The following is a 20,697-nucleotide window of genomic DNA, read 5'->3' as shown; positions in this document are numbered from 1 at the left end:
CATCCGGCCGAGGTGTCGAGAACCGCGCGGCGGCTCCGTCCCAGGGGCGACGGTAACGGCACGCACAACGCGGTGCTGAGCGTCAACCCGACCACCGGGGCACGGACCACGGTGTCGGGCAACACGGCGCCTGCGTCGCTGCCGGCGTTCGGTTACCCGTACGGGATCGCGGCCACCAACCCGGCCTGCGCCACCCGCGCGTAGCCCTTGCACGCACAGCACCCCGGCGCCGTGTTGATCATGCACCGCAATGACCGATACGGCGCCGGACCTGGCCGCCTGCCATCAGGTGGTCGCCGGTAAACGTGCTCGTGCCGATCAGAGCAGCCGGCGAATCGGCCGGTCATGTGGACCGTCCCGCGCTGCTGATGCGGCTCGCGACCGCGCTGGAATTCCGGGCCGACCAGTGGCTCCCCGACGACGGCTCCATGGCCCGCCCGGAGGCACTTCGCGGAGACATCCGGCGCGACCCGCCTTCGCGGCCTACGCTCCCAGTTGAAGGCTCCGAATGTGATCCGGGTCACACAATAGCCACTCTCAACTAGGCTCACCCCCTTGCGGAGTAGACAAACGTTCAACTCCTCGTAACGCGCTGTTCAGCAGCCGTTCACGGGGTTCGTCTTGTCTCACCGCTTCTTCTCGCCTGCCATCGTCCGGGTTGCCGCCTCGCGCGGCCCGCGGCTGATGGCCATTCCTGATTTTCCCACAGTTCGCCCGACCCGGCCCACCGGCCGGTTTCGTGCCGTGTCCGCGGTACGCGCCGGTGTGCCGCGGCACTGAACCCTGTCCGGGTTCTTCCTTGGAGGTTCTCTCTTGACCACACCTGCCGGTACCGATCTTTTCGCCCGCGGTGAAACCCCGGCAGACGACGGCGAGGACCCCGGTGCGTCCCTGCTGCTGACGGTCCTCGTCCCGACCCGCAACGAAGCGGACAACATCCCGACCCTGCTCGATCGGCTCGGTTCGGCGGTCACCGGCATCCGGGCCGAGATCGTGATCGTCGACGACAGCGATGACACGACACCGGCCGTGGTCGCGGAGTGTGCGGCACGCTGCCCCGTGCCGGTACGGCTGATCCATCGGACCGCCGGTGCGCGCAAGGGCGGCCTCAGCACCGCGGTGATCGACGGCGCTCGCCGTGCCCGGGGTCAGTGGCTCCTGGTGATGGACGCGGATCTGCAGCACCCGCCCGAGGCCGCCGTATCCGTGGCACGGGCGGCGTTCCGGCGGGACGTCGACGTGGTGATCGGCACGCGGTACGCCGGCGGAGGCTCGACCGGCACGGGACTCACCGGTGTCCACCGGTCGATGGTCTCGTCCACCACCACGCGACTGGTGCGGTCGTTGTTCCCCCGGCGCCTGGCGACGGTCAGCGATCCGATGAGCGGGCTCTTCGCGTTCCGGGCCGCGGCGATCGACCTCGACCGGCTCGACCCGGTCGGGTTCAAGCTGCTCCTGGAGATTCTCGTGCGGCACCCGTCCGCCCGGGTGGCCGAGGTGGCGTACCAGATGGACCCTCGGCACGCCGGGGACTCGAACGCGTCGCTGGGCGTGGGCCTGGCGTTCCTGCGCCACGTCGTCCGGTTGCGGCGGGCGCGGCTGGCCGGGCAACTCCGCAGCGGCCCGGTCACCGCCGCCGAACGGTTCCAGCAACTCTGGCGGATGATCGCGTTCGGGTTGGTCGGGCTGAGCGGCCTGGCGGTCAACACCGCGGCGCTGTGGGCCCTGCACTCGGCCGCCGGCCTGCACCACCTGCTCGGCGCGGCCCTGGCGACCCAGGCCTCGACGCTGTGGAACTTCGCCCTCATCGAACTTCTGGTGTATCGCCGCAAGGGCAACGGCACCTGGCGGGGCCGGGGTGCACGGTTCCTGACGATGAACAACGCACTGCTCCTCGCCCGGCTGCCGGTGCTGCAGGTGCTCGTCTGGACGGGCACCGATGTGCTCGTCGCCAACGCCGGGACGCTGGTGCTGCTCTTCCTCGTCCGGTTCCTGTTCAGTGACCGGGTCATCTACGCCGCGGGCAGCGTGTCCGGCCGGGATCCGGTCCACCTGCTGATCGACCACAGCCCCGCGGTGATCGCGGCGGCGACCACACGCAAGCGCTCGACCTACCTGAAGTACCGCTACGACGTCGCCGGCACCGTCACCATCGGCTCCCAGATCCTCCTGCCGGAGCTGGAGTTCTTCCGTGCCCAGTGGATCGCCGACGACCAGGTCGACATCGCTGTGCGGGTCGGGGACGTCGGCACCCGCGGACCGCGCCGGCGGGCTTCGATGACCGAGCACCTCAACCCGACGGTCCTGCGGTACGAGGAACACTTCGGCCGGATCGGCGCCAACTTCCTCGTAGAGCTGGGCAAGCCGATCAACATCGTGGTCGGCCCGCTGCTGGCCCGCTCGCCGCACGTGGTCTACACGAACGTCGTGGAGGCGTTGCTGCGCTTCGTGCTCGTCGCCCGCGGCCGGATGCTGCTGCACTCCGCCTGCGTCAGCCTGGACGGTGTCGGCGTGATGCTCTCCGCGCTCACCGACACCGGCAAGACCGCGACCGTGCTGCGGCTGCTGCGTGACCACGGGGGCCGGTTCCTGTCCGACGACATGACCGTGGTGTCCGCGGACGGCACGGCGGTCTGCTTCCCCAAGCCACTCACCATCAGCTCGCACACGCTGCGCGCGGTCAACGCGACCGACCTCACCGGCAAGGAATGGCGGCGGCTCCAGTGGCAGAGCCGGCTGCACTCCAAGGGCGGACGGTCACTGGCCCTGACGCTGAGCCGGTTCAACGTGCCGATCATGGGCATCAACGCGATCACCCAGATGCTGGTACCACCGCCGAAGTACAGCGTCGACCGGCTGGTGCCGTGCCGGATGGGCAGCAGCACCCGGGTCTCCGAGCTGTTCATCATCGAGCGGGGCACGCCGGCGGTGCACGACCTCGACCACGGCACGACGCTCGAGCGGATGATCGAGAACACCGATGACGCCTACGGGTTCCCGCCGTTCCGGTACCTCGCCCCGGCCATCACCGTCGACGGGCTGGGCTACCAGGAGCTCCGCGCCAAGGAGCGGGAGATCCTCGCCGGCTTCCTCGATCACGTGCGGACGCGTGTCGTCGCCTCGGACCGCTTCGGCTGGGCCGACGTCATCCCGTCCCTGATCGGCGCCCAGCCCGTGGCGGCCCTCGCGCAGCGGGCTCCGGTCGACGGGTGGCCGAACTGGGGCACCCATGAAGTGATCGCATCGGAAGGTGTCGTCGCGTGACAGCACCCGTGGCCGTCCGTCCACAAGAGACCTCCCTCCGACCGGTCCGCCGGCCCCGGTGGGACGCGGCGTGGGTGTGGCAGGGGGTGTGGCAGGGGGTGCCGCTCGCCGGCATCCTCGCACTGGCCACCTACCTCCGCTTCACCGAGCTGGCGCGCCTCGGGTTCAACAGCGACGAGGCCGTCTACGCCGGTACGGCTGCCGCGATCGCCGGTGACACGTCGCTCAGCGGGATGTTCCCGGTCTTCCGCGCGCATCCGGTGCTGTTCCAGACGGTGGTGGGGCTGGTGTACCGGTCCGGCGTCAGCGACTGGTCGGCGAGGGCCGTTGCCGCGGCGGTCGGCGTGCTGACCGTCGGCGTGACATATCTGCTGGCGCGGCGCCTGTACGGACGCCGGGCCGGCTTGATCGCCGCGCTGCTGCTGGCGGCCATGCCGTACCACGTGGTGGTCACCCGTCAGGTGCTGCTCGACGGGCTGATGACGGGCTTCGCCACCCTCCTGCTGTACTGCGTCGCGCGGTACGCCGAGACGGTCAGCGCCCGGTGGCTCGTCGCGGCCGGCGCGGCGCTGGGCGGAGCGGCACTGACCAAGGAGACGGCCCTGGTCCTCCTCGGCGGGCTCTACGCGTTCTTCGCCCTCACCCCGGTGGTCCGGATGCGCCTGTGGCATCTCACCGGCGCCGGCGCGGTGCTCGGCCTGGCGGTCCTGGTGCCGCCGTTGACCAAGGCGTTCGCCGGCGCGCCGGCCAGCTCCAGCGGGTACCTGATGTGGCAGTTGGTCCGCCCCGCCAACCATGAGTTGCTCTTCTACTTCAAGACCGTGCCGTCCGCGGTCGGGTTCGCGACACTCGCCGCGGCGGTGGGCGGACTGGTGTGGCTGCGCCGCGAGGGCACGTGGCGGGAGCGGTTGCTGGTCTGCTGGATCGTCGTGCTGGTGGTGTTCTTCACCATGTGGCCGGTCAAGGGCTACCAGTATCTGTTGCCGATCGCGCCCGCGCTGGCCGTGCTCGCGGGGCGGACGCTGGATCGGCTCGGCCTGCGAGCCGGTCGGCTGGTCCTCGCCGCCGCGCTGATCGTCGTGACCGTCTCGCTCGTCGTGCCGACCTGGCAGGCGGTCCGGCCCTCCGGTGACGGCCGGTTCCTGGCCGGAACCGGCGGGCTCGCCGGTGGGCGCGAGGCGGGCCGGTGGGTGCGGGACAACGTGCCGGCCGACGCCCAGCTGCTGACGATCGGCCCGTCGATGGCGAACGTGCTCCAGTTCTACGGCAAGCGCCGGGCCTACGCCCTGTCGGTGTCGCCGAACCCCAACGAACGGAACCCGTCGTACGTGCCGGTGCCGAACCCGGACCGCGCCCTGCGCGACGGCCAGTTCCATTACGTGGTCTGGGACTCCTACACCGCCGGCCGGGCGAAGTTCTTCGCCGACAAGGCCCGCGCGCTCGTCGACCGGTTCCACGGTGTCGCCGTCTACACCGGCACGGTCGACGTCGGCACCCGCGGCGGCGCCGTGGCCCAGCCGGTCATCGTCATCTACCAGGTGCGTGGCCGGTGAGGGCCCGTACCTGGCTGGGCGTGGTCCTGGCTGCACCGCTCGCGCTCCTGCCGGCCGCGCCGGTCGCCGCGGCACCCGCCCGCACGCCGATCGAGCACTTCGTGTACCTCATGCAGGGCGACCGGACGTTCGACAACTACTTCGGGACGTACCCCGGCGCGGACGGCCTGCCGGACGGCACGTGCCAGGCCGTCGATCTCACCCGGTCCGATCGTGGCTGCGTGCGGCCGTATCCGTTGCACGGCAAGCAACCACCGGTCCTCGACCCCGGGCGCAGCATCGTCGAGGCTCAGGTCGGCGACGGCGCGATGAACGCGTTTGTCGCCGCCTACACCAGGCAGGGCCGGGACGGCGCCGGCGTCATGGGGTACTACGACGAGCAGGACCTGCCCTACTACTGGGAGGCCGCCGACCGGTACGTGCTGTTCGACCGCTTCTTCGCCTCGGCGGCGTACGGCATCCGGCAGAACCGCTCGTACTGGGTCGCCGGCGCTCCGCCACCGGGCGGAGGGGACCGCGTGCCGCCGGGCGGCTACGGCGACCAGGTGACGATCTTCGACCGGCTCCAGGCGGCCGGGGTCAGCTGGAAGTTCTACGTGCAGGACTACAATCCGGCCGAGACCTTCCGGGCGGCGTCCGATGTGGACCCCGCGGCGCAGTCCGTGCGCGTGCCGCTGCTCAACTACGCCCGGTTCCTCGACGACCCGGCGCTGCGGGGCCGCATCGTCGACCTCAGCGAATACCACCGCGACCTCGACCAGGGCACGTTGCCGGCGGTCGCGTACGTGGCGAGCTCCGGATCGAGCGAGCGATCCGCGCGGTCGCTCACCTCCGGGCAGCGCCTGGTCCGGGACATGGTCACCCAGTTGCAGCTCAGCCAGTACTGGAAACGTTCTGCGTTCCTGTGGTCCTACGACGGCTCCGGCGGCTGGTACGACCACGTCACGCCGCCGAAGGTCGCCGACCGGCGGCTCGGGCTGCGAGTTCCGGCGCTGCTCGTCAGTCCCTACGTCGCGGAGGGGCGCGTCGACCACACCACGCTCGACGCCACCTCGGCGCTGCGGTTCATCGAGGAGAACTGGGGCCTGCAGCCGGTCGGCGAGCGTCGCGGCCCGACCGCGAGCCTTGCCGCGGCCTTCGACCTCACCGCACCGCCGCGCGAGCCGGCGGTGCTCGGCATCGGCCCCGCACCGTCCGCACTGGTGCGGGTCGACGTGGCCCCCGTCTACGGCTTCTACGGAGGGGCCATGGTCCTCGTGCTGGGCGTGTTCATCTTCGCCGCCGCCAGAGGCGCCCGGGCGCCCGGTGTACCCGACGCGATCGGTGTACCCGACACATCCGGCGTATCCAATGCGTCCGATGTACCCGATGTACCCGATGTACCCGATGTACCCGATGTACCCGATGCATCCGACGCAACCGATGCATCCGATGTACCCGACGCAACCGATGTACCCGCAGCGTCCGGCGTGCCCGACGCGTCCGGTGCATCCGACGCAGCCGGTTCACCAGACTCGACCGGTGCGTCCGACGCGCCGGAGACAACGGCGGAGGCAGTGGTATGAGGCGGGCTGCAGCCGCGGTGCTGGCATTGGTGGCGGCAATGCTGGTCTGGGTCCCGGCCGGCGTGGCCGGTGCCGCGCCCGAGGCGAAGCGCCCGCACCCGAAGCGCAAACCATGGCCGGTCACCGTCACGGTGCGGACCGTCCCGGCGCTGCCGGGGGTCGGGTTCACCTTCGACGGCCGGTCACTCGTCACCGACGCGGCCGGCACCACCTCGTACACGGCCGAGCACAACTTCACGAAGCACACGATCGCCCTGCGGGACACGACGTTCGAGCGCGGCGACCGCCGCTACCGCTTCGTCCGGTGGGCCGGGCAGCGTGACCCGGAGCAGGCGTACCTACCGACGGTCACCGACCTGCCGATGCGTGCCAACTACACGGTGACGGTCGCCTTCGCGGTGCAGTACAAGGTCACCGGCGCGTTCGTCGACACCGAGGGCAAGGCCGTCACGGTGGCCGAGGGCACCGTCGCCAAGGTCAGGAGCGACACAGGGGCGACCGCCGACCTGCCGGCGGGCGGCGCGGTCTGGCTGGACGGTTCGGTGCCGGTGTACCACCAGAGCACCCTCAAGAGCAGCGACGTGTCCTACGCCGTCCAGAGTGTCACGATCGCCGGCGGCAACGTCGTCGACGTGGGCAGACAACGCTTCCAGCCGGCGACGTCCGGGACGGTGACGGTGGCGCTGCGGTTCCACGACCTCACCGTCCGGGCCCACGACGCGCTGCTCCGGACGCGGGTGCGGCAGACCGCGGAGGTCACCTTCCCGGACGGCTCCTCACGCACCGTGCGACTCGGCCCGGACGGCACGGTCCGGCTGGATAACCTTCCCCGCGGCACCTACCGGGTGAACGTCGACGCCGCCGGCGTCCTCGTCGACCGGCGGTTCGTGCTTTCGCGCGACCGGGACGTCGACGTCGCCGTCATCAGCGTCGCCGACCTGGTGCTCACCGGGCTCGCCGGCCTGTTCCTCGCGGTGGGCATGCTGCTCTACGGCCGGGCCGGATGGCGGGGCCGGTGCGCCAGGTTCCTCCGGCGGGTGGTACGCCGATGAGACGGCTCATCGCCCTCCTGGTCGCCGGCGGACTGCTCGGCGCGGGGCTGCCCGCCCTGCCGGTGCCGGCCCGGGTCGTGACGGCCGCGCGCGCCGCCGAGCCGGTGACCCCGCTGCTGGCCTACTACTACGCCTGGTTCGACCCGTCGTCGTGGAACCGCGCGAAGATCGACTACCCGACGCTGGGCCGGTACTCCAGCGACGACACGTCGGTGATGCGCCGGCAGATCGAATGGGCCAAGGCGGCGGGGATCAACGGGTTCGTCGTCAGCTGGAAGGACACCGAGACCAACAACCGCCGGCTGCGCCTGCTGATGCAGGTGGCGAAGGCGGCGGACTTCAAGCTGGCGATGATCTACCAGGGACTCGACTTCTCCCGCAAGCCGTTGCCGGCGAGCCGGGTCGCCGCAGACATGGCGATGTTCCGCGACAAATTCGCGCCCGACCCGGTCTTCTTCCGGCTCAACGGCAAACCGTTGACCATGTTCAGTGGCAGCTGGGAGTTCTCCCGGGACGAGGTCGCGACGGTGACCGCGCCGGTGCGCAAGGACATGCTCGTGCTGTCGACCGAGAAGTCGCTGGAGGGGTACCGGCGGCTGGCCGACGTCACGGACGGCGACGCCTACTACTGGTCGTCGGTCGACCCGGACACCTACGGCGACCACACCCCGAAGCTCGCGGAGATGAGTGCCGCGATCCACCGCGACGGCAAGTACTGGATCGCGCCGTTCGCGCCCGGCTTCGACGCCAGGCTCGTCGGCGGGACCCGCAGCGTCGACCGGAAGAACGGGGAGACGCTGCGGATCCAGTATTCGGCCGCGGTGCGCTCCTCACCCGATGTTCTCGGCCTCATCAGCTGGAACGAGTTCTCGGAGAACACGCACGTCGAACCATCGCAGAAGTACGGGACCACCGCGCTGGACGTGCTCCGCGGGCTGCGCACCGGCGCGGTGCCCAGCGCACCGGTGGCCGCGCTGGACTCGAGCGCCCCGGGCAGCACGCCCTTGGCCGCCGCGCCCAACGGCGGTCGCCGGCACGGGCCGGGCCTGCCGAACCTCCCGATCCTGGCCGGTTTCCCGGTCCTCCTTGTCACCGCGGTCTGGCTCATCGCCTGGCTGCGTCGCCGCCGGCGCCCGGCACCGGTCCGGCACCACCGGTCACCTACCTCGAAGGGAACGTTGTGATCAGGTCATGGCCGCGCGCCACACGCGCCGGGTACATCCTGGCCCTCGTCATCGGCACAGGGCTCGGCATCGTCGCACCGGACGCGGCCCGCGCCGAACTGCCCGGCGCCGACACGCGCCTCGCGCGGGCGCCGTATCTCACCGACCTCACCGCCACATCGGTGCAGGTCACCTGGGCGACGACCACGCAGAGCCGCGGAGTGGTCAAGTACGGGGAGCCCGGCAACTGCGCCGCGTCGTCGGTGCTGTCGGCCGCGCAGGGCAGCCCGATCGCCGTCAACGGCGTCACCCGATACCAGTCGTCGATCCGCGTCGACGGCCTGCGGGCCGGCACCAGGTACTGCTACCGCGTCTACTCCGACGCCAGCGCCGACCTGCTCGGCGACAACGCCACGCCGTCCTTCACCACCCTCGAACCGGCCGGCGGCACCGCGCCGTTCACGTTCGCGGTCTTCGGTGACTGGGGGGACACCACGAACAGTGGCGTCAACGACGGCACCCTGAACGTCAACCAGGCCGGCGTGCTGGCCGGGGTCGGCGCGAGCGGTGCGCGTTTCGCCCTGCACACCGGTGATCTCGGTTACCCGAGCGGCACCCAGACCAACTTCGGCGACCTGGAGCAGACCGGCGTCAACGTCAGTGCGGTGTTCGGCCCGGCGTACTGGGCGGTGCCGGGCCAGAAGGTGCCGGTCTACACGCTCGCCGCCAACCATGGGCGTAACGCCAACCTGCTTTCGGCGTGGCCCCAGTCGGCGGTGACCTCGGCGTCGGGCGGCGTCTACGACATGACGGCGTACCCGTCGATCATGGGCAGCAACGCGACGAGCTACCCGACGTCCTACTACGCCTTCTCGACCGGCGGCGTCCGCTTCTACATGCTCGACGCCTCCTGGGCCGACCAGAACGTGGGCGACGCGACCGGCGGTGACTGCGGATCGCACTGCGCGATGTACGAGCTGGACCACCAGGCCCACTGGACACCCGGCTCGGCGCAGTACCAGTGGCTGCAGCGGGACCTCGCCGCGCACCCGGGCGAGCTCAAGATGGCCGCGTTCCACTTCCCGCTGCGCTCCGACGACCGCAGCCAGCCCGGTTCGGAGTACCTGCAGAACGTTCCGGGCGGCACCGGCAGCCTCGAGAAGCTGCTCGCCGACGGTGGGGTGAAGCTCGTCTTCAACGGCCACTCGCACAGCTACCAGCGGCACGTCGCCCCGCCCGGCGGTGTCTTCAGCTACGTCAGCGGCGGTGGGGGTGCGCGACTGAGCTCGGTCAGCGGCTGCTCACCCGGTGACGCCTATGCACTGGGCTGGTCGTACAGCAAGCAGAAGGGCTACGCGTGCGGCGAGGCCCCGGTGCCGGCGGCCGACTCGCAGGTCTTCCATTTCCTCAAGGTCCGCGTCGACGGCCGGCGTGTCTCGGTCACCCCGACCGACGCGCAGGGCAACGCGTTCGACGCGCAGACCTTCGACTTCACCGGTGACACCGTCGCACCGGGTGCGCCCGGCGACCTCACGGCGAAGAAGTCCGGCTCCACCGCGGTGCGGCTGGACTGGTCGGCGGCGACCGACAACCTGAGGGTCGCGGCCTACGACGTCTATCGCAACGCCGACTACCTGGCGACCGTGGCGGGCGCCGGGCGCCAGTACACCGACAAGACCGCGGTCTCCGGCGTCGGGTACACGTACCACGTCAAGGCCCGTGACCTGGCCGGCAACACCGGCTCCGCGTCGGTGGCCTACGGCACCGGCAGCCCCGTGGACACCACACCGCCGCAGACGCCCGGCGGGCTCGCCGTCACCGCCACCGGCACGACGACGGCGGGCCTGTCCTGGACCGGCTCCACCGACAACGTCGGCGTCAGCGGATACGACGTCCTGCGCGACGGCGTCCAGATCGCCACCGTCACCGGCACCAGCTTCGGCGACGTCGGTCTGACCCCGGGCACCGAGTACACGTATCGGGTCGTGGCCAAGGACGCCGCGGGCAACGCGTCACCGCCGAGTACACCGGTGATCGCCACCACCGTCGCGGACACGTCGCCGCCGACGTCGCCCGGACAGCTGCGCTCGACCGGGAGCACGGCAAGCCAGGTCAGCCTGGCGTGGAACGCGTCGACCGACAACGTCGGCGTCCTGCGGTACACCGTCCGGCGCGACGGCGACGTCGTCGGCACCGCCAGTGGAACGCGATACACCGACACCACCGTGGCGCCCGGCACCGCGTACACGTACACCGTCAGCGCGTATGACGCCGCCGGCAACGTGGCGACGAGCGCGGGGCTGTCGGTCACGACACAGGTTGCCGGTTCGGTGTTCTACGAGGGGTTCGAGAGCGGAGACCTGGCGCAGTGGACGCCGGCGGACGGGCTCGAGCTGCAGAGCGGGATCGTCCACACAGGGGATCAGGCCGCGCGGGCCGCCGGTGAAGGCACCCTCGCATACGGATACAAGACCCTGGCGAACAGCTATCAGGAGCTGTGGATGCAGGGCTGGGTGTACGTGCTGAACCGCACGACGTCGGTCAACGTCCTCGGTTTCCGGGTCGGCACCGGCGCCTCGATCGTCAACGTCTACATCGACGCGAGCGGCCGGGTGGCCCTGCGCAACAACATCGGCGGCGTCACGACCTACGGCACCGCCAAGATCGCCCTGGGCGGGTGGCACCGCCTGGTCCTGCACGCGAAGCTCGGCGACGGCACTGTCGACGTGGCGCTCGACGGCGTCCCTGTCCCCGGCCTGACACTCACCGGTCAGAACCTCGGCACAGCGCCGATCTCGCGGGTGCAGATCGGCGAGAGCACGGCCGGCCGGACGTACGACGTCGTGCTCGACGACATCACGGTCTCCTTCAACCCGTTGCAGTAGCCCACCTTAGCCGTGCTGTCCAGGTTCTGGACAGGTGAAGGCCTCCGGTTGCGGAGTGGAGCTGTCCAGGAACCGCTCAGGCAACCGGAGGCCGGCTGGATCAGCCTCCGCGCGTCGTGCGGCGCAGCTCCCGGACGACGCCCGCGGTGCCGGCGACCAGGAGGAACCCGCCGCCGGCGAGCATGATCGGGCGGTCGTCCGACGGCTTGTCGTCCGAGTCGACCCACAGGTGGTCGGCCTCGATGAGGACGGGCTTGCCCCGGTACAGCGTCACCCGCACCTGCCGGCCGCCCGCGGGCGGGACGTCGTGGGAGATGATCGTGCTCATGGTGAGCTGACGCCCTTCGACGTCCACCCGCGCGAAGTTGCTGGTGAGCTCGACCAGCGCTCCGTCGAGCACGGTCACACACCTCGCCGGCGTGAACTCCTCGGCCTGCGTGCACCGCGGCGCGCCGCGCATCCGTTTGTCCTCGTTGTCGGCGTACCAGGCCAGCACCAGCAGACCGGTCCCGCCGATCCACACGACGATCAGCATGACCAGCAACTCGCGCTTCGTCCAAGGTCGCTGCATCGCCCGCATCCGATCAGTGTCCCGCCCGGGGCTGCCACTGTCAGTAGCCGATCGCGGTGGCGGCGACGGCGCGGAGCTCCGCGGCGACGGGGGCGGGCAGGTACAGGTCGGCGAGGTCGCGGGGTGACTCGCCGGACAGGATGCCGCACAGGGTGACGGCATCGAGGTATCTGGCGGTGTCGTTGGGGTGTTTGCCGTCCGGGTCGATGAGGAACGACGCGCCGTGGGTGGCGATGAGCGTTTCGAACGCGTCGGCGATCGGGGCGATCACGTGCGGCGTCGCCAGGGCGGCCGACAGGGCCGCGTAGTTGCGGTCGATCGCGTCGTTCGCCGCGGCGGTGGACGGGAACGGCGCGGGGTTGACGAGGGCCCAGTTCTTGAAGAGCACGACGCGGCCGCCGGGCTTCAGCGCGCGGTGGAGGTTCGGCTCGTACGTCTGGCGCAGCGTCCTCGTCGCCGCCGCGAGGTCGGTGGCGACGAGCGTGCTGTACTCCTGGAGCACGACGAAGTCGTATTGCCTGCCGTCGCTGAGGGCGGGCGCGACCAGGCCGTCGTCCCAGGTCTGCTGCAGTGTGTAGCCGGAGTGGATGACCTCGACGACGTCGATCGTCCGGCCCGCACCCGACGCGAGGCCGCGCACCAGGGCGGGCGTGCTCTCGCCGGTGGCGCGGGTCATGGAGCCGAGCAGGCTGTTGCCGACGAACAGTACGCTGAAGCCGTCGGCCGGGCGGGTCTCCGCGGACACGCGCGGCGCGACCCACACCAGCACGGCCGCCACGAGGACAGCGACGGCGATGTACGCGCGGTGACGGTACGGCATCGAACGGTCACCCCCTGAACACCGCTAGGGAACGTGTTCGAACAGGGTGCTGGCCGGTGCGCGGGACGTCAATCCACCGAAGGCCTGGCATGGTCGGCCCGCCGTACGACGTCACGGCATACTGCACCGGTGAAGCTGACGTCCTCGGACGGTGCCACGGTCGAGCTGCGGCCCATCGCGTACCAGTTCGGCGCGAACCCGCGCGCCGCACCGGGCACCGACTGGGACGCGAACTGGCTCATCGTCCAGGGCTATGTCACCGCCTCCGACGCGACGGCGTGGGACTTCACCGATCCGTGCCTCACGACCTGGGAGGCCCGCACGGTGAGCGCCTGGCTGCGCGGCGTCGTCGAGGGCGTGATCCGGCCGGTCGCGGTGTGGCCCGACGAGTCGTGGCCGCCCGAGCCGCACTTCCGCACCTACACCGAGCCGAACCTCGCACTGAGCCTGCAGGAGCGGACCGTGGACCGGGCGACGGTCAGGATCCACTTCTCCCTCGAGGCGCTCCCGCCCGGGATCCAGCAGGACATCTACTCGTACTTCCTCGTGCTGGACCTGAGCCTCGAGGAGCTCGCCGCGGCGGCCGAGGAGTGGGCCGCCGACTGCGAGCCGTTCCCCGTGCGCTGACCCGCCGAAGGTTTCCCGAAGGTTCGCCGAAGGGCGGCCGTCCACGGTGGACGGGCGCGCCGCTACCGACGCGCCCGAACCGGAGGAGACCATCATGATGAAGAAGCTTGCCGTGGGCACCGCGGTCGCCGCCCTGGCCGTCGGCCTGGCCGCCGCACCGGCGAACGCGGTCGTCGTCAGCACCGACCCCGTCAAGATCACCGAACAGGAGCTCGACTTCGGCGGCAGCCCCTGGATTCTCGGCGCCCCCGTCAACAGCGGCGTGCTCGGCTGGGACAACACCGGCGGCCGGAAGAGTGCGATCCTGTCCGGCACGCTGTACATCAACAACGCCTCGGGGACGTGCGCCCGGATGCGGCTGGAGACCTACGACGCCGCCCACAACCTCGTCAACTACCGCGACGGCGGCACCGTCTGCGCGCCCAACGGCGCGTTGAACCCGTTTTCCGTGTACTTCCAGACCGCCGCCGACCCGAGCATCTCGCACGCCCACGCCATCCTCCAGGTGCAGAACACCGGCGGCACGTACACCGACGTCGGCGTCGTCATCCACAACTACTGACCCGGATCCGCCGGGCCACGGACGGCGACGGCGGCGAACACCGCGACCAGCGCGACGTTGACCAGGACCGCCAGCCATCCGATGTTCGCGATGTGCGCGAGCGGCCAGGCGGCACCGGCGACGGCGAGCAGCACCACCGCCCACAACGGCTGGGTGCGGCGCAGCACGGCCGCACCCAGCAGCAGGGTCAGCGGGAAGCACAGGCCGAGCGGCTTGATCAGGGTCGCGGCACCGGACGCGTCGACCAGGTCGGTGTCGCCGAGGGACACGTGGATCGTGTTGAAGCCGTAGGCGACGTTGCCGGCGGCGCCGAGCGCACCCACGACGAGCAGCACCGCGGCGAGGACGCCCCGCCCGAGGTCGACGAGTTTCAGCATGAGGATGATGTACGCCGTCGCGCCGAGCACGTGGACGACGGCGGCGGCCGGGTCGTCCCAGCCGCGCACGGCGTAGAGGACGTCGGCGATCAGGTAGATCACCGGGGCGAAGAACAGTGACGCGGTCAGCGCCCGGTCGACGGGCGTGGCGGGTCGGTCGGTCATGGCGGGCTCCTGTCGGATCGGGTCGCTTCCCCACCGGTACCGTCGCCGCACGGACCATCCGGGGACATCGGGGCCGCCCCTGCGACATTGCCGGGTTAACCCTGCTGTCCGCCGGCGTCCGCGCTGGCACGATGACACCGTGACGCGGGACGGGACGTATGCCCGGGCGGCGGCGGGTGCGGCGACGGCCGTGCTGGTCGTCGGCGGGTTCGCGCTCGGCCGGCACGTGGGGAACCTGCACAACGGGCTCATCGCGGCGTCGTTCACGGCGGTCGGGCTGTTCGTGCTGCGGCGCAGTCCCCGCAACCCCGAGGGGCGGCTGTTCGTCGCCACCGGCGTCGCGCACGCGGTCATGTTCGCCGGGCGGCAGTACGGGCTGCATCCCGGTCCGCTGCCGGGCGCGTCGTGGGTCGGCTGGTGCGGGGTGTGGCCGCTGCCGGTCGTGCTCGTGCTGATCGGCGTGACGGTGATGGGCTTCCCGGACGGGCGGCTGCCGTCACGGGCGTGGCGGCCGGTCGTCGCCGCGCTCGCCGTCGTCGGTGTCGTGCTGTCCGGCGTGTCGGCGCTGTGGCCGGTCGAGTACGCGCGGACCGGCCTGATCGCCGCGCATCCGCTGCACCTGCCGGGCGCCGCGGCCGCCGAGGCGTTCTACGCGGCGGCGCGGCCGGTCGGGTACCTGCTGTTCCAGCTGACGTGGGCGGCGTGCGTCGTCGTCCGGCTGCGCACGGCCCGCGGTGACGAGGCGCGGCAGCTGCGGTGGTTCGTGTACGCGGTCACGGTGTCCGCCGCGGTGATGGTCGCGGGCCTGCTCGTGTGGCGGTCGCCGATCCCCGGCGCGCTGACCACACCGCTGATCGCGGCCGCGGCCGGTGCGGCGATCCTCAAGTACCGCCTGTACGACATCGACCCCGTCATCAACCGGTCCCTGGTGTTCGGGGCGATGGCCGCCGTGGTGACCGCCGGCTACGCCGTCATGGTGACCGGCGTCGGCCGGCTCGTCGACGGGCACGGGACGCTGCTGTCCCTGGTGGCCACCGGCGTCGTCGCGGTCGCGTTCGAGCCCTTGCGGCGGCGCGTCCAGCGGGTCGCGGACCGTCTCGTGTACGGGCGCAGGTCGACGCCCTACGAGGCCCTGGCCCGGTTGTCGGCGCACCTGACGGCACCGGCGGGTGGGCTGCTCGACGGGATCTGCACCACCGTCGCCGATGCCGTCGGCGCCCGGGAGGTCACGCTGTGGACCGGCCCGCCGGATTCGCTGCGGGCGGTGGCGATCTGGCCGGCGTCGTCGCCGCTGCCGGCGTCGGCCCGGCCGCTCAGCTCGCTCGTGGCGGTGCCGGTGCGGCACGACGGCGGGTTCCGCGGCGCGCTCACCGTCACGAAGGCGCCCGGCGACCCGCTGTCCCCGGCCGAGCAGCGGCTCGTCGGCGACCTGGCCGCCCAGGCGGGGCTGGTCCTGCAGCTGCGGGCGACCGCGCAGCGCCTGGTCGCCGCCGGTGACGCCGCCCGGCGCCGGCTCGAACGCGACCTGCACGACGGCGCCCAGCAGCGCCTGGTGACGGTCGCCATGGAGCTCGGCGCGGTGGTCCGCTCGGCGACGGATGCGGGCGCCGCCGACGTCGCCGCCCAGGCGTCCTCGGTCCGGGCGCGGCTGCTCGAGGCGACGGCGGAGCTGCGGGAGATGGCCCGCGGGCTGCACCCCGCGGTCCTGACCCAGGACGGGCTCGAGGCCGCGATCGGGTTCCTCGCCGACCGGTCACCGGTGCCGGTCCGGCTCACCGTGTCGATCGGGCGGCGGCTGCCCGCCGAGGCCGAGGCGACCGCGTACTTCGTGATCAGCGAGGGCCTGACGAACGCCGCCAAGCACGCCGCCGCCACCGTCGTGTCGGTGTCCGTGTCGCTCACCGGTCACCGTCTGGTGGTCCAGGTGGCCGACGACGGCTGCGGTGGTGCCGAGGTCCGGCCCGGCAGCGGCCTGGAGGGGCTCATGGACCGGCTCGCGATCATCGACGCCCGGCTCACCATCGACAGCGGACCGTCCGGCACCCGGCTGCGGACGGTGATCCCGTGCGGGTGATGCTCGCCGACGACGGCGTCCTCTTCCGCGAGGGCATGGCCCGCATCCTGGCCGACGCCGGGTGCACCGTCACCGGCCAGGCCGGTGACGGGGCCGCGCTGCTCGCCCAGGTCCGCGCCGACCCGCCGGACGTCGCGGTCATCGACCTGCGGATGCCGCCCGGCTTCACCGCCGAGGGCATCGAGACGGCCGCCGCGATCCGCGGTTGTGCGCCCCGCGTCGGGCTGATGCTGCTGTCGCAGTACGTCGAGGTCCACCACGCGCTGCGGCTCATCACCGAGTTCGACGGTGGCGTCGGCTACCTGCTGAAGGACCGCGTCTCCGACCTGACCGCGTTCGCCGTGGACCTGCGCCGGGTCGCCGCCGGCGACACCGTCATCGACCCAGAGCTCGTCGCCAGGCTCGTCGCCCGCCGCCGCGAGCGGGATCCCCTGGACGCCCTCACCGAGCGTGAGCGTGCCGTCCTCGCGCTGATGGCCCAGGGGCTGTCGAACGCGGCGGTCGCGGCCGACCTGCACCTCGCGGTCAAGACCGTCGAAGCGCACGTCACGTCCATCTTCACGAAGCTCGGCCTCGTCCAGCACGAACGCGAGCACCGCCGGGTCCTCGCCGTGCTCACCTTCCTCCGCGCCTAGCCGGCGATCTCTTGTGGCGGTGCGGTGAAGTCGCGGGCCGGCAGCGGGGCCAGGCCGTCGTGCTGGACGCCGGCGACCGCGCCGGTGGCGCGCTCCGGCACGCCGTCGGCGATCTCGACCGAGGTGGTGTCCGCCTTCGGCGACGTCGCGATCATGCCCGCGGTGACCAGCTGGGGTCCGGCGACGACCATGGAGAAGGTGCGGCGGTTGGTGGTCGGGCCGAGCTGCCCGGCCACCGGACGGCCCACGGTGTCGCGGACGGTCGTGACGGCTCCGGCGCCGCAGCGGTCCCCGAACGCGGAGCGGTCCCCGACCGGGCACCGGCCGGCGTCGATCGCGGCCCGGGCAACCTCGGGGCGGAGCACCGCCTCGCAGGCCGGCCCGGTCCCGACGACCGGCCGCCCGGCGGCGTCGGTGAGCTTGGCGACGGGGAGCGGGTCGCAGTGGGTGCCGTCGGCGGCCAGGGTCGCGTACGCGTTGGCCAGGTCCAGGGCGGTGGTCGCCGAGACGCCGAGGGTGAACGCGCCCCATGACGCGCCGGCCGCCTGGCTCAGCATCTTGTCCTCCTCGGCTCGGAAGACGATGCCCAGGCGCTTGGCCATGGCGATCGCCTTGTCCGCGCCGACCTTCTCCTGTAGCGCCACGAAGTACGTCACCACCGAGTGCCCGAACGCGTCCCACATGGTGCGTCGCCCCGACTGGTACGCCGTGTCGCCGGTGTTCACCGGGCACCAGTGCCCGCCGTTGCAGGCCACCGGGCTGGACGGATCGATCCGGTAGTTCGACTCGTACACCCGCTTCGTGTCGATCGCGTGGTCCAGCTTCAGGCCGCTCTCCAGCGCCGCCGCGAGGGTGAACATCATGAACGGCGCCCCGGCCGCCGCCCCGGGCATGTCCTCGTCGCCGGAGATGAGCGGGTCGACGAGGTCCGGTCCGGCGGGCCGCCACGGCCGTCCGTCCCGCTCGGCGGGGCTCACGGCCGGGCTCGCGCCCGGCGGGCGGCGGAAGTTGCGGTTCACGGCCATCGTCCTGATCAGGCCGGTGCCGGGTTCGATCGTGGCGAGGGAGAACACCTTCGGATCGCCGACCGGCAGGACCGCGTCCACCCGGCGCTTCGCGTTCGCCTGCAGTCGCGGGTCGAGGGAGCCGCCGACGCGGAACCCACCGTGCCGCAGCCGCTCCACCCGCTCCGCCTTGCCTGCGCCGAACACCTCCTGCGCCTGCCACCACGTCACCACGTAGTCGCAGTAGTACCCCCAGTCGTTGACCGGGACCCGCAGGCAGGCCTCACGGGGGTCCTCGGTGTCGAACCGCGCGATCAGCGTCGTGCCGTCGGCCGCGTACAGCTCCGACGCCTGCCCCTTCGACGCCGGCCGCGCAACGGGCGCGCCCTCGTCCCGGGAACGCCAGACGACGATCCCGGCGACGGCGGCGACCACGAGGACGACCGCCAGCGCCGCCGTCCCACGCCGCCGGCCGGTCTCCGGCCCGTGCTCGATGATCGACTCGTTCACCGTTTCCCCCGCGACTCACCCACCGTGAGGGTCGGATGCTATCGACTGCCGCCACCGCCCGCTGCCCCGGACACGGTGGAGCGACCCGATCGAGGCACCACGGGCGGTGGGACGTCGCGCGCACGCGCGCGAAGGCTGCCGCGCGGCAGCGCCGGCAGTGCGCCACGCAGTGGCGCATTGGGGGTCCGGGGTGAGAATCCCCCGGCCCGGCGGCGTGCCGCCGGAGCTGGCACAGCGCAGCACGCCGGCCGCGGAAGGCGCCTTCCGCGACCGGGGTGCCTACCCTGCGCAGCGTCGGCGTCGCCTTGCAGGGTGTCGTCCGCAGGTCTGCGAGCGGTGGGTCCGCTCATCGAACCATGGACAACCCTCGACACAGAGTGAACATCGGAGGTATGACTTCGTCAAGAAGGGTTCCGAACTTCTGTCCGGAAGAACAAAAGCGACAGCCTCCAAGATTTTACCCCTTGCCGAGGGAAGCCGGAGCCTGCTAGACATCGGATGTCTTCGAAACAGCGGCGGTACCTGGACGAGGGAGGGCCATGACCAACCGATTCGTGTCGCTGGACACCTACGACGTGCGGTTCCCCACCTCCAGAGACCTCGACGGCTCCGACGCCATGAACCCCGACCCCGACTACTCGGCCGCCTACGTGGTCATCCGTACCGGCGACGGCGCGGGCAAGGAGGACCAGCAGGAGGGGCACGGGTTCGCGTTCACGATCGGCCGCGGCAACGAGGTGCAGACCACCGCGATCCAGGCCCTGGCGCCCTATCTCGTCGGACGTCTGGTGAAGGAGATCCTCGACGATCTCGGCGGCCTGTACCGCGAGCTCGTCTACGACTCGCAGCTACGCTGGCTCGGCCCGGAGAAGGGCGTCATGCACATGGCGATCTCCGCGGTCGTCAACGCGCTGTGGGACCTGAAGGCGAAGCGGGCCGGGCTGCCGTTGTGGCGGCTGCTGTCGTCGATGCCGGCCGAGGAGCTCGTCGACCTCGTCGACTTCCGGTATCTGTCCGACGCGCTGACCCCGCAGGACGCCCTCAAGCTCCTCCGCCGCGGCGAAGACGGCCGCGAGGAGCGGATCCAGACGCTGCTCGACAAGGGTTACCCGGCGTACGCCACGTCACCCGGCTGGCTCGGCTACGACGACGTCAAGCTCGCCCGGCTCTGCCGGGAGGCGATGCGCGACGGGTTCACGCAGATCAAGCTCAAGGTCGGCGCCGACCTCGACGACGACCTGCGCAGGATGCGGATCGCCCGCGAGGTGTGCGGACCGGATGTGCGGATCGCCGTCGACGCCAACCAGCGGTGGGACGTCGGCACGGCCGTCGAGTGGGTCCGTGCGCTGCAGCCGTTCGACCCGTGGTGGGTGGAGGAGCCGACCTCCCCCGACGACGTCGTCGGGCACGCGGAGATCGCGCGGCGGATCGCGCCGATTCCCGTCGCGACCGGTGAGCACGTCCAGAACCGGGTCGTGTTCAAGCAGCTGCTGCAGCTCAACGCGGTCTCGTTCGTCCAGCTCGACGCCGCCCGCGTCGCCGGGGTCAACGAGAACGTCGCGATCCTGCTCCTCGCCGCGAAGTTCGGCGTGCCGGTGTGCCCGCACGCCGGCGGGGTCGGGCTCTGCGAGCTCGTCCAGCACCTGTCGATGTTCGACTACGTCGCGGTGTCCCGGTCCATGGACAACCGGGTCATCGAATACGTCGACCACCTGCACGAACACTTCACCGACCCGGTGCACGTGCACCGGGGGCACTACCTGGCGCCGCTCGCACCAGGGTTCAGCTCCACCATGCGGGCCGAGAGCCGCGCCCGCTTCGCGTTTCCGGACGGCCCCATCTGGAGCACCACCAACACCCCCTGAGGATC

The 20,697-nt window shown here is 71.6% G+C and carries 16 protein-coding genes; 12 read left to right on the top strand and 4 right to left on the bottom strand.

Annotation, left to right across the window (positions count from 1 at the left end):
* Window positions 1–12 precede the first annotated feature (12 nt).
* The 7 genes from ABZS58_RS12175 (at window position 13) to ABZS58_RS12145 (ending at window position 11,482) form a co-directional block, all read left to right on the top strand.
* Window positions 13–204 carry a hypothetical protein gene (locus ABZS58_RS12175; protein ID WP_354780460.1) on the top strand — a complete coding sequence of 64 codons (192 nt, stop codon included), beginning with the start codon at window positions 13–15 and terminating at the stop codon, window positions 202–204.
* 609 nt (window positions 205–813) lie between these two features.
* Window positions 814–3,264, top strand: a complete 2,451-nt coding sequence (locus ABZS58_RS12170; RefSeq protein WP_354780458.1) for a glycosyltransferase — start codon at window positions 814–816, stop codon at window positions 3,262–3,264.
* Window positions 3,261–4,817: a glycosyltransferase family 39 protein gene (locus tag ABZS58_RS12165; protein WP_354780456.1), complete on the top strand. Its 1,557-nt coding sequence runs from the start codon at window positions 3,261–3,263 to the stop codon at window positions 4,815–4,817. Before ABZS58_RS12170 ends, ABZS58_RS12165 begins: the two co-directional genes overlap by 4 nt.
* Window positions 4,814–6,382, top strand: a complete 1,569-nt coding sequence (locus ABZS58_RS12160; RefSeq protein WP_354780454.1) for an alkaline phosphatase family protein — start codon at window positions 4,814–4,816, stop codon at window positions 6,380–6,382. Before ABZS58_RS12165 ends, ABZS58_RS12160 begins: the two co-directional genes overlap by 4 nt.
* Window positions 6,379–7,434, top strand: coding sequence for a hypothetical protein (locus ABZS58_RS12155; RefSeq protein WP_354780452.1), 1,056 nt, complete (start codon window positions 6,379–6,381; stop codon window positions 7,432–7,434). Before ABZS58_RS12160 ends, ABZS58_RS12155 begins: the two co-directional genes overlap by 4 nt.
* On the top strand, window positions 7,431–8,618 hold the full coding sequence (locus ABZS58_RS12150) for an endo-1,3-alpha-glucanase family glycosylhydrolase (protein ID WP_354780451.1): 1,188 nt from the start codon (window positions 7,431–7,433) through the stop codon (window positions 8,616–8,618). Before ABZS58_RS12155 ends, ABZS58_RS12150 begins: the two co-directional genes overlap by 4 nt.
* Window positions 8,615–11,482: a fibronectin type III domain-containing protein gene (locus ABZS58_RS12145; protein WP_354780449.1), complete on the top strand. Its 2,868-nt coding sequence runs from the start codon at window positions 8,615–8,617 to the stop codon at window positions 11,480–11,482. Before ABZS58_RS12150 ends, ABZS58_RS12145 begins: the two co-directional genes overlap by 4 nt.
* A gap of 100 nt (window positions 11,483–11,582) precedes the next feature.
* Here the strand turns inward: ABZS58_RS12145 and ABZS58_RS12140 are convergent, their stop codons facing one another.
* Window positions 11,583–12,053, bottom strand: a complete 471-nt coding sequence (locus tag ABZS58_RS12140; protein ID WP_354780447.1) for a hypothetical protein — start codon at window positions 12,051–12,053, stop codon at window positions 11,583–11,585.
* 40 nt (window positions 12,054–12,093) lie between these two features.
* Window positions 12,094–12,873, bottom strand: a complete 780-nt coding sequence (locus ABZS58_RS12135; RefSeq protein ID WP_354780445.1) for a hypothetical protein — start codon at window positions 12,871–12,873, stop codon at window positions 12,094–12,096.
* A gap of 129 nt (window positions 12,874–13,002) precedes the next feature.
* On the opposite strand from ABZS58_RS12135, the gene ABZS58_RS12130 reads away from it, so the two are divergent.
* Window positions 13,003–13,500, top strand: a complete 498-nt coding sequence (locus ABZS58_RS12130; protein ID WP_354780443.1) for a hypothetical protein — start codon at window positions 13,003–13,005, stop codon at window positions 13,498–13,500.
* Window positions 13,501–13,594: 94 nt separating this feature from the next.
* Complete coding sequence (locus tag ABZS58_RS12125) at window positions 13,595–14,062, top strand: hypothetical protein (RefSeq protein ID WP_354780441.1); 468 nt, start codon at window positions 13,595–13,597, stop codon at window positions 14,060–14,062.
* Here the strand turns inward: ABZS58_RS12125 and ABZS58_RS12120 are convergent.
* Entirely contained in the window at window positions 14,056–14,604 is a 549-nt protein-coding gene (locus tag ABZS58_RS12120; protein WP_354780439.1) for a hypothetical protein, read from the bottom strand. The genes ABZS58_RS12125 and ABZS58_RS12120 overlap by 7 nt on opposite strands.
* A 139-nt stretch (window positions 14,605–14,743) precedes the next feature.
* Here ABZS58_RS12120 and ABZS58_RS12115 point away from each other — a divergent pair, with 139 nt between their 5' ends.
* Window positions 14,744–16,678 (top strand): histidine kinase, encoded by a 1,935-nt coding sequence (locus tag ABZS58_RS12115; RefSeq protein ID WP_354780437.1) that lies wholly within the window; start codon window positions 14,744–14,746, stop codon window positions 16,676–16,678.
* Window positions 16,669–17,313: a response regulator transcription factor gene (locus ABZS58_RS12110; RefSeq protein ID WP_354780435.1), complete on the top strand. Its 645-nt coding sequence runs from the start codon at window positions 16,669–16,671 to the stop codon at window positions 17,311–17,313. Before ABZS58_RS12115 ends, ABZS58_RS12110 begins: the two co-directional genes overlap by 10 nt.
* Here the strand turns inward: ABZS58_RS12110 and ABZS58_RS12105 are convergent.
* Window positions 17,310–18,827, bottom strand: a complete 1,518-nt coding sequence (locus ABZS58_RS12105; protein WP_354780433.1) for a penicillin-binding transpeptidase domain-containing protein — start codon at window positions 18,825–18,827, stop codon at window positions 17,310–17,312. The two genes, ABZS58_RS12110 and ABZS58_RS12105, sit on opposite strands and share 4 nt — an antisense overlap.
* Before the next feature lie 539 nt (window positions 18,828–19,366).
* Here ABZS58_RS12105 and ABZS58_RS12100 point away from each other — a divergent pair.
* A complete protein-coding gene (locus ABZS58_RS12100) occupies window positions 19,367–20,692 on the top strand; it encodes an enolase C-terminal domain-like protein (protein ID WP_354780431.1) in 1,326 nt (441 codons plus the stop codon).
* The last annotated feature ends 5 nt before the right edge of the window (window positions 20,693–20,697 follow it).

This window comes from Dactylosporangium sp. NPDC005555, assembly GCF_040605635.1.
Classification (GTDB): Bacteria; Actinomycetota; Actinomycetes; order Mycobacteriales; family Micromonosporaceae; genus Dactylosporangium.
This window is presented reverse-complemented; position numbering and strand designations above follow the sequence as displayed.

Excerpts from the sequence above, each read along its gene's own strand:
- ABZS58_RS12140 (WP_354780447.1), bottom strand. The coding sequence starts at position 12,053 with ATGCAGCGACCTTGGACGAAGCGCGAGTTGCTGGTCATGCTGATCGTC.
- ABZS58_RS12150 (WP_354780451.1), top strand. The coding sequence starts at position 7,431 with ATGAGACGGCTCATCGCCCTCCTGGTCGCCGGCGGACTGCTCGGCGCG.
- ABZS58_RS12120 (WP_354780439.1), bottom strand. The coding sequence starts at position 14,604 with ATGACCGACCGACCCGCCACGCCCGTCGACCGGGCGCTGACCGCGTCA.
- ABZS58_RS12100 (WP_354780431.1), top strand. The coding sequence starts at position 19,367 with ATGACCAACCGATTCGTGTCGCTGGACACCTACGACGTGCGGTTCCCC.
- ABZS58_RS12135 (WP_354780445.1), bottom strand. The coding sequence starts at position 12,873 with ATGCCGTACCGTCACCGCGCGTACATCGCCGTCGCTGTCCTCGTGGCG.
- ABZS58_RS12125 (WP_354780441.1), top strand. The coding sequence starts at position 13,595 with ATGATGAAGAAGCTTGCCGTGGGCACCGCGGTCGCCGCCCTGGCCGTC.
- ABZS58_RS12155 (WP_354780452.1), top strand. The coding sequence starts at position 6,379 with ATGAGGCGGGCTGCAGCCGCGGTGCTGGCATTGGTGGCGGCAATGCTG.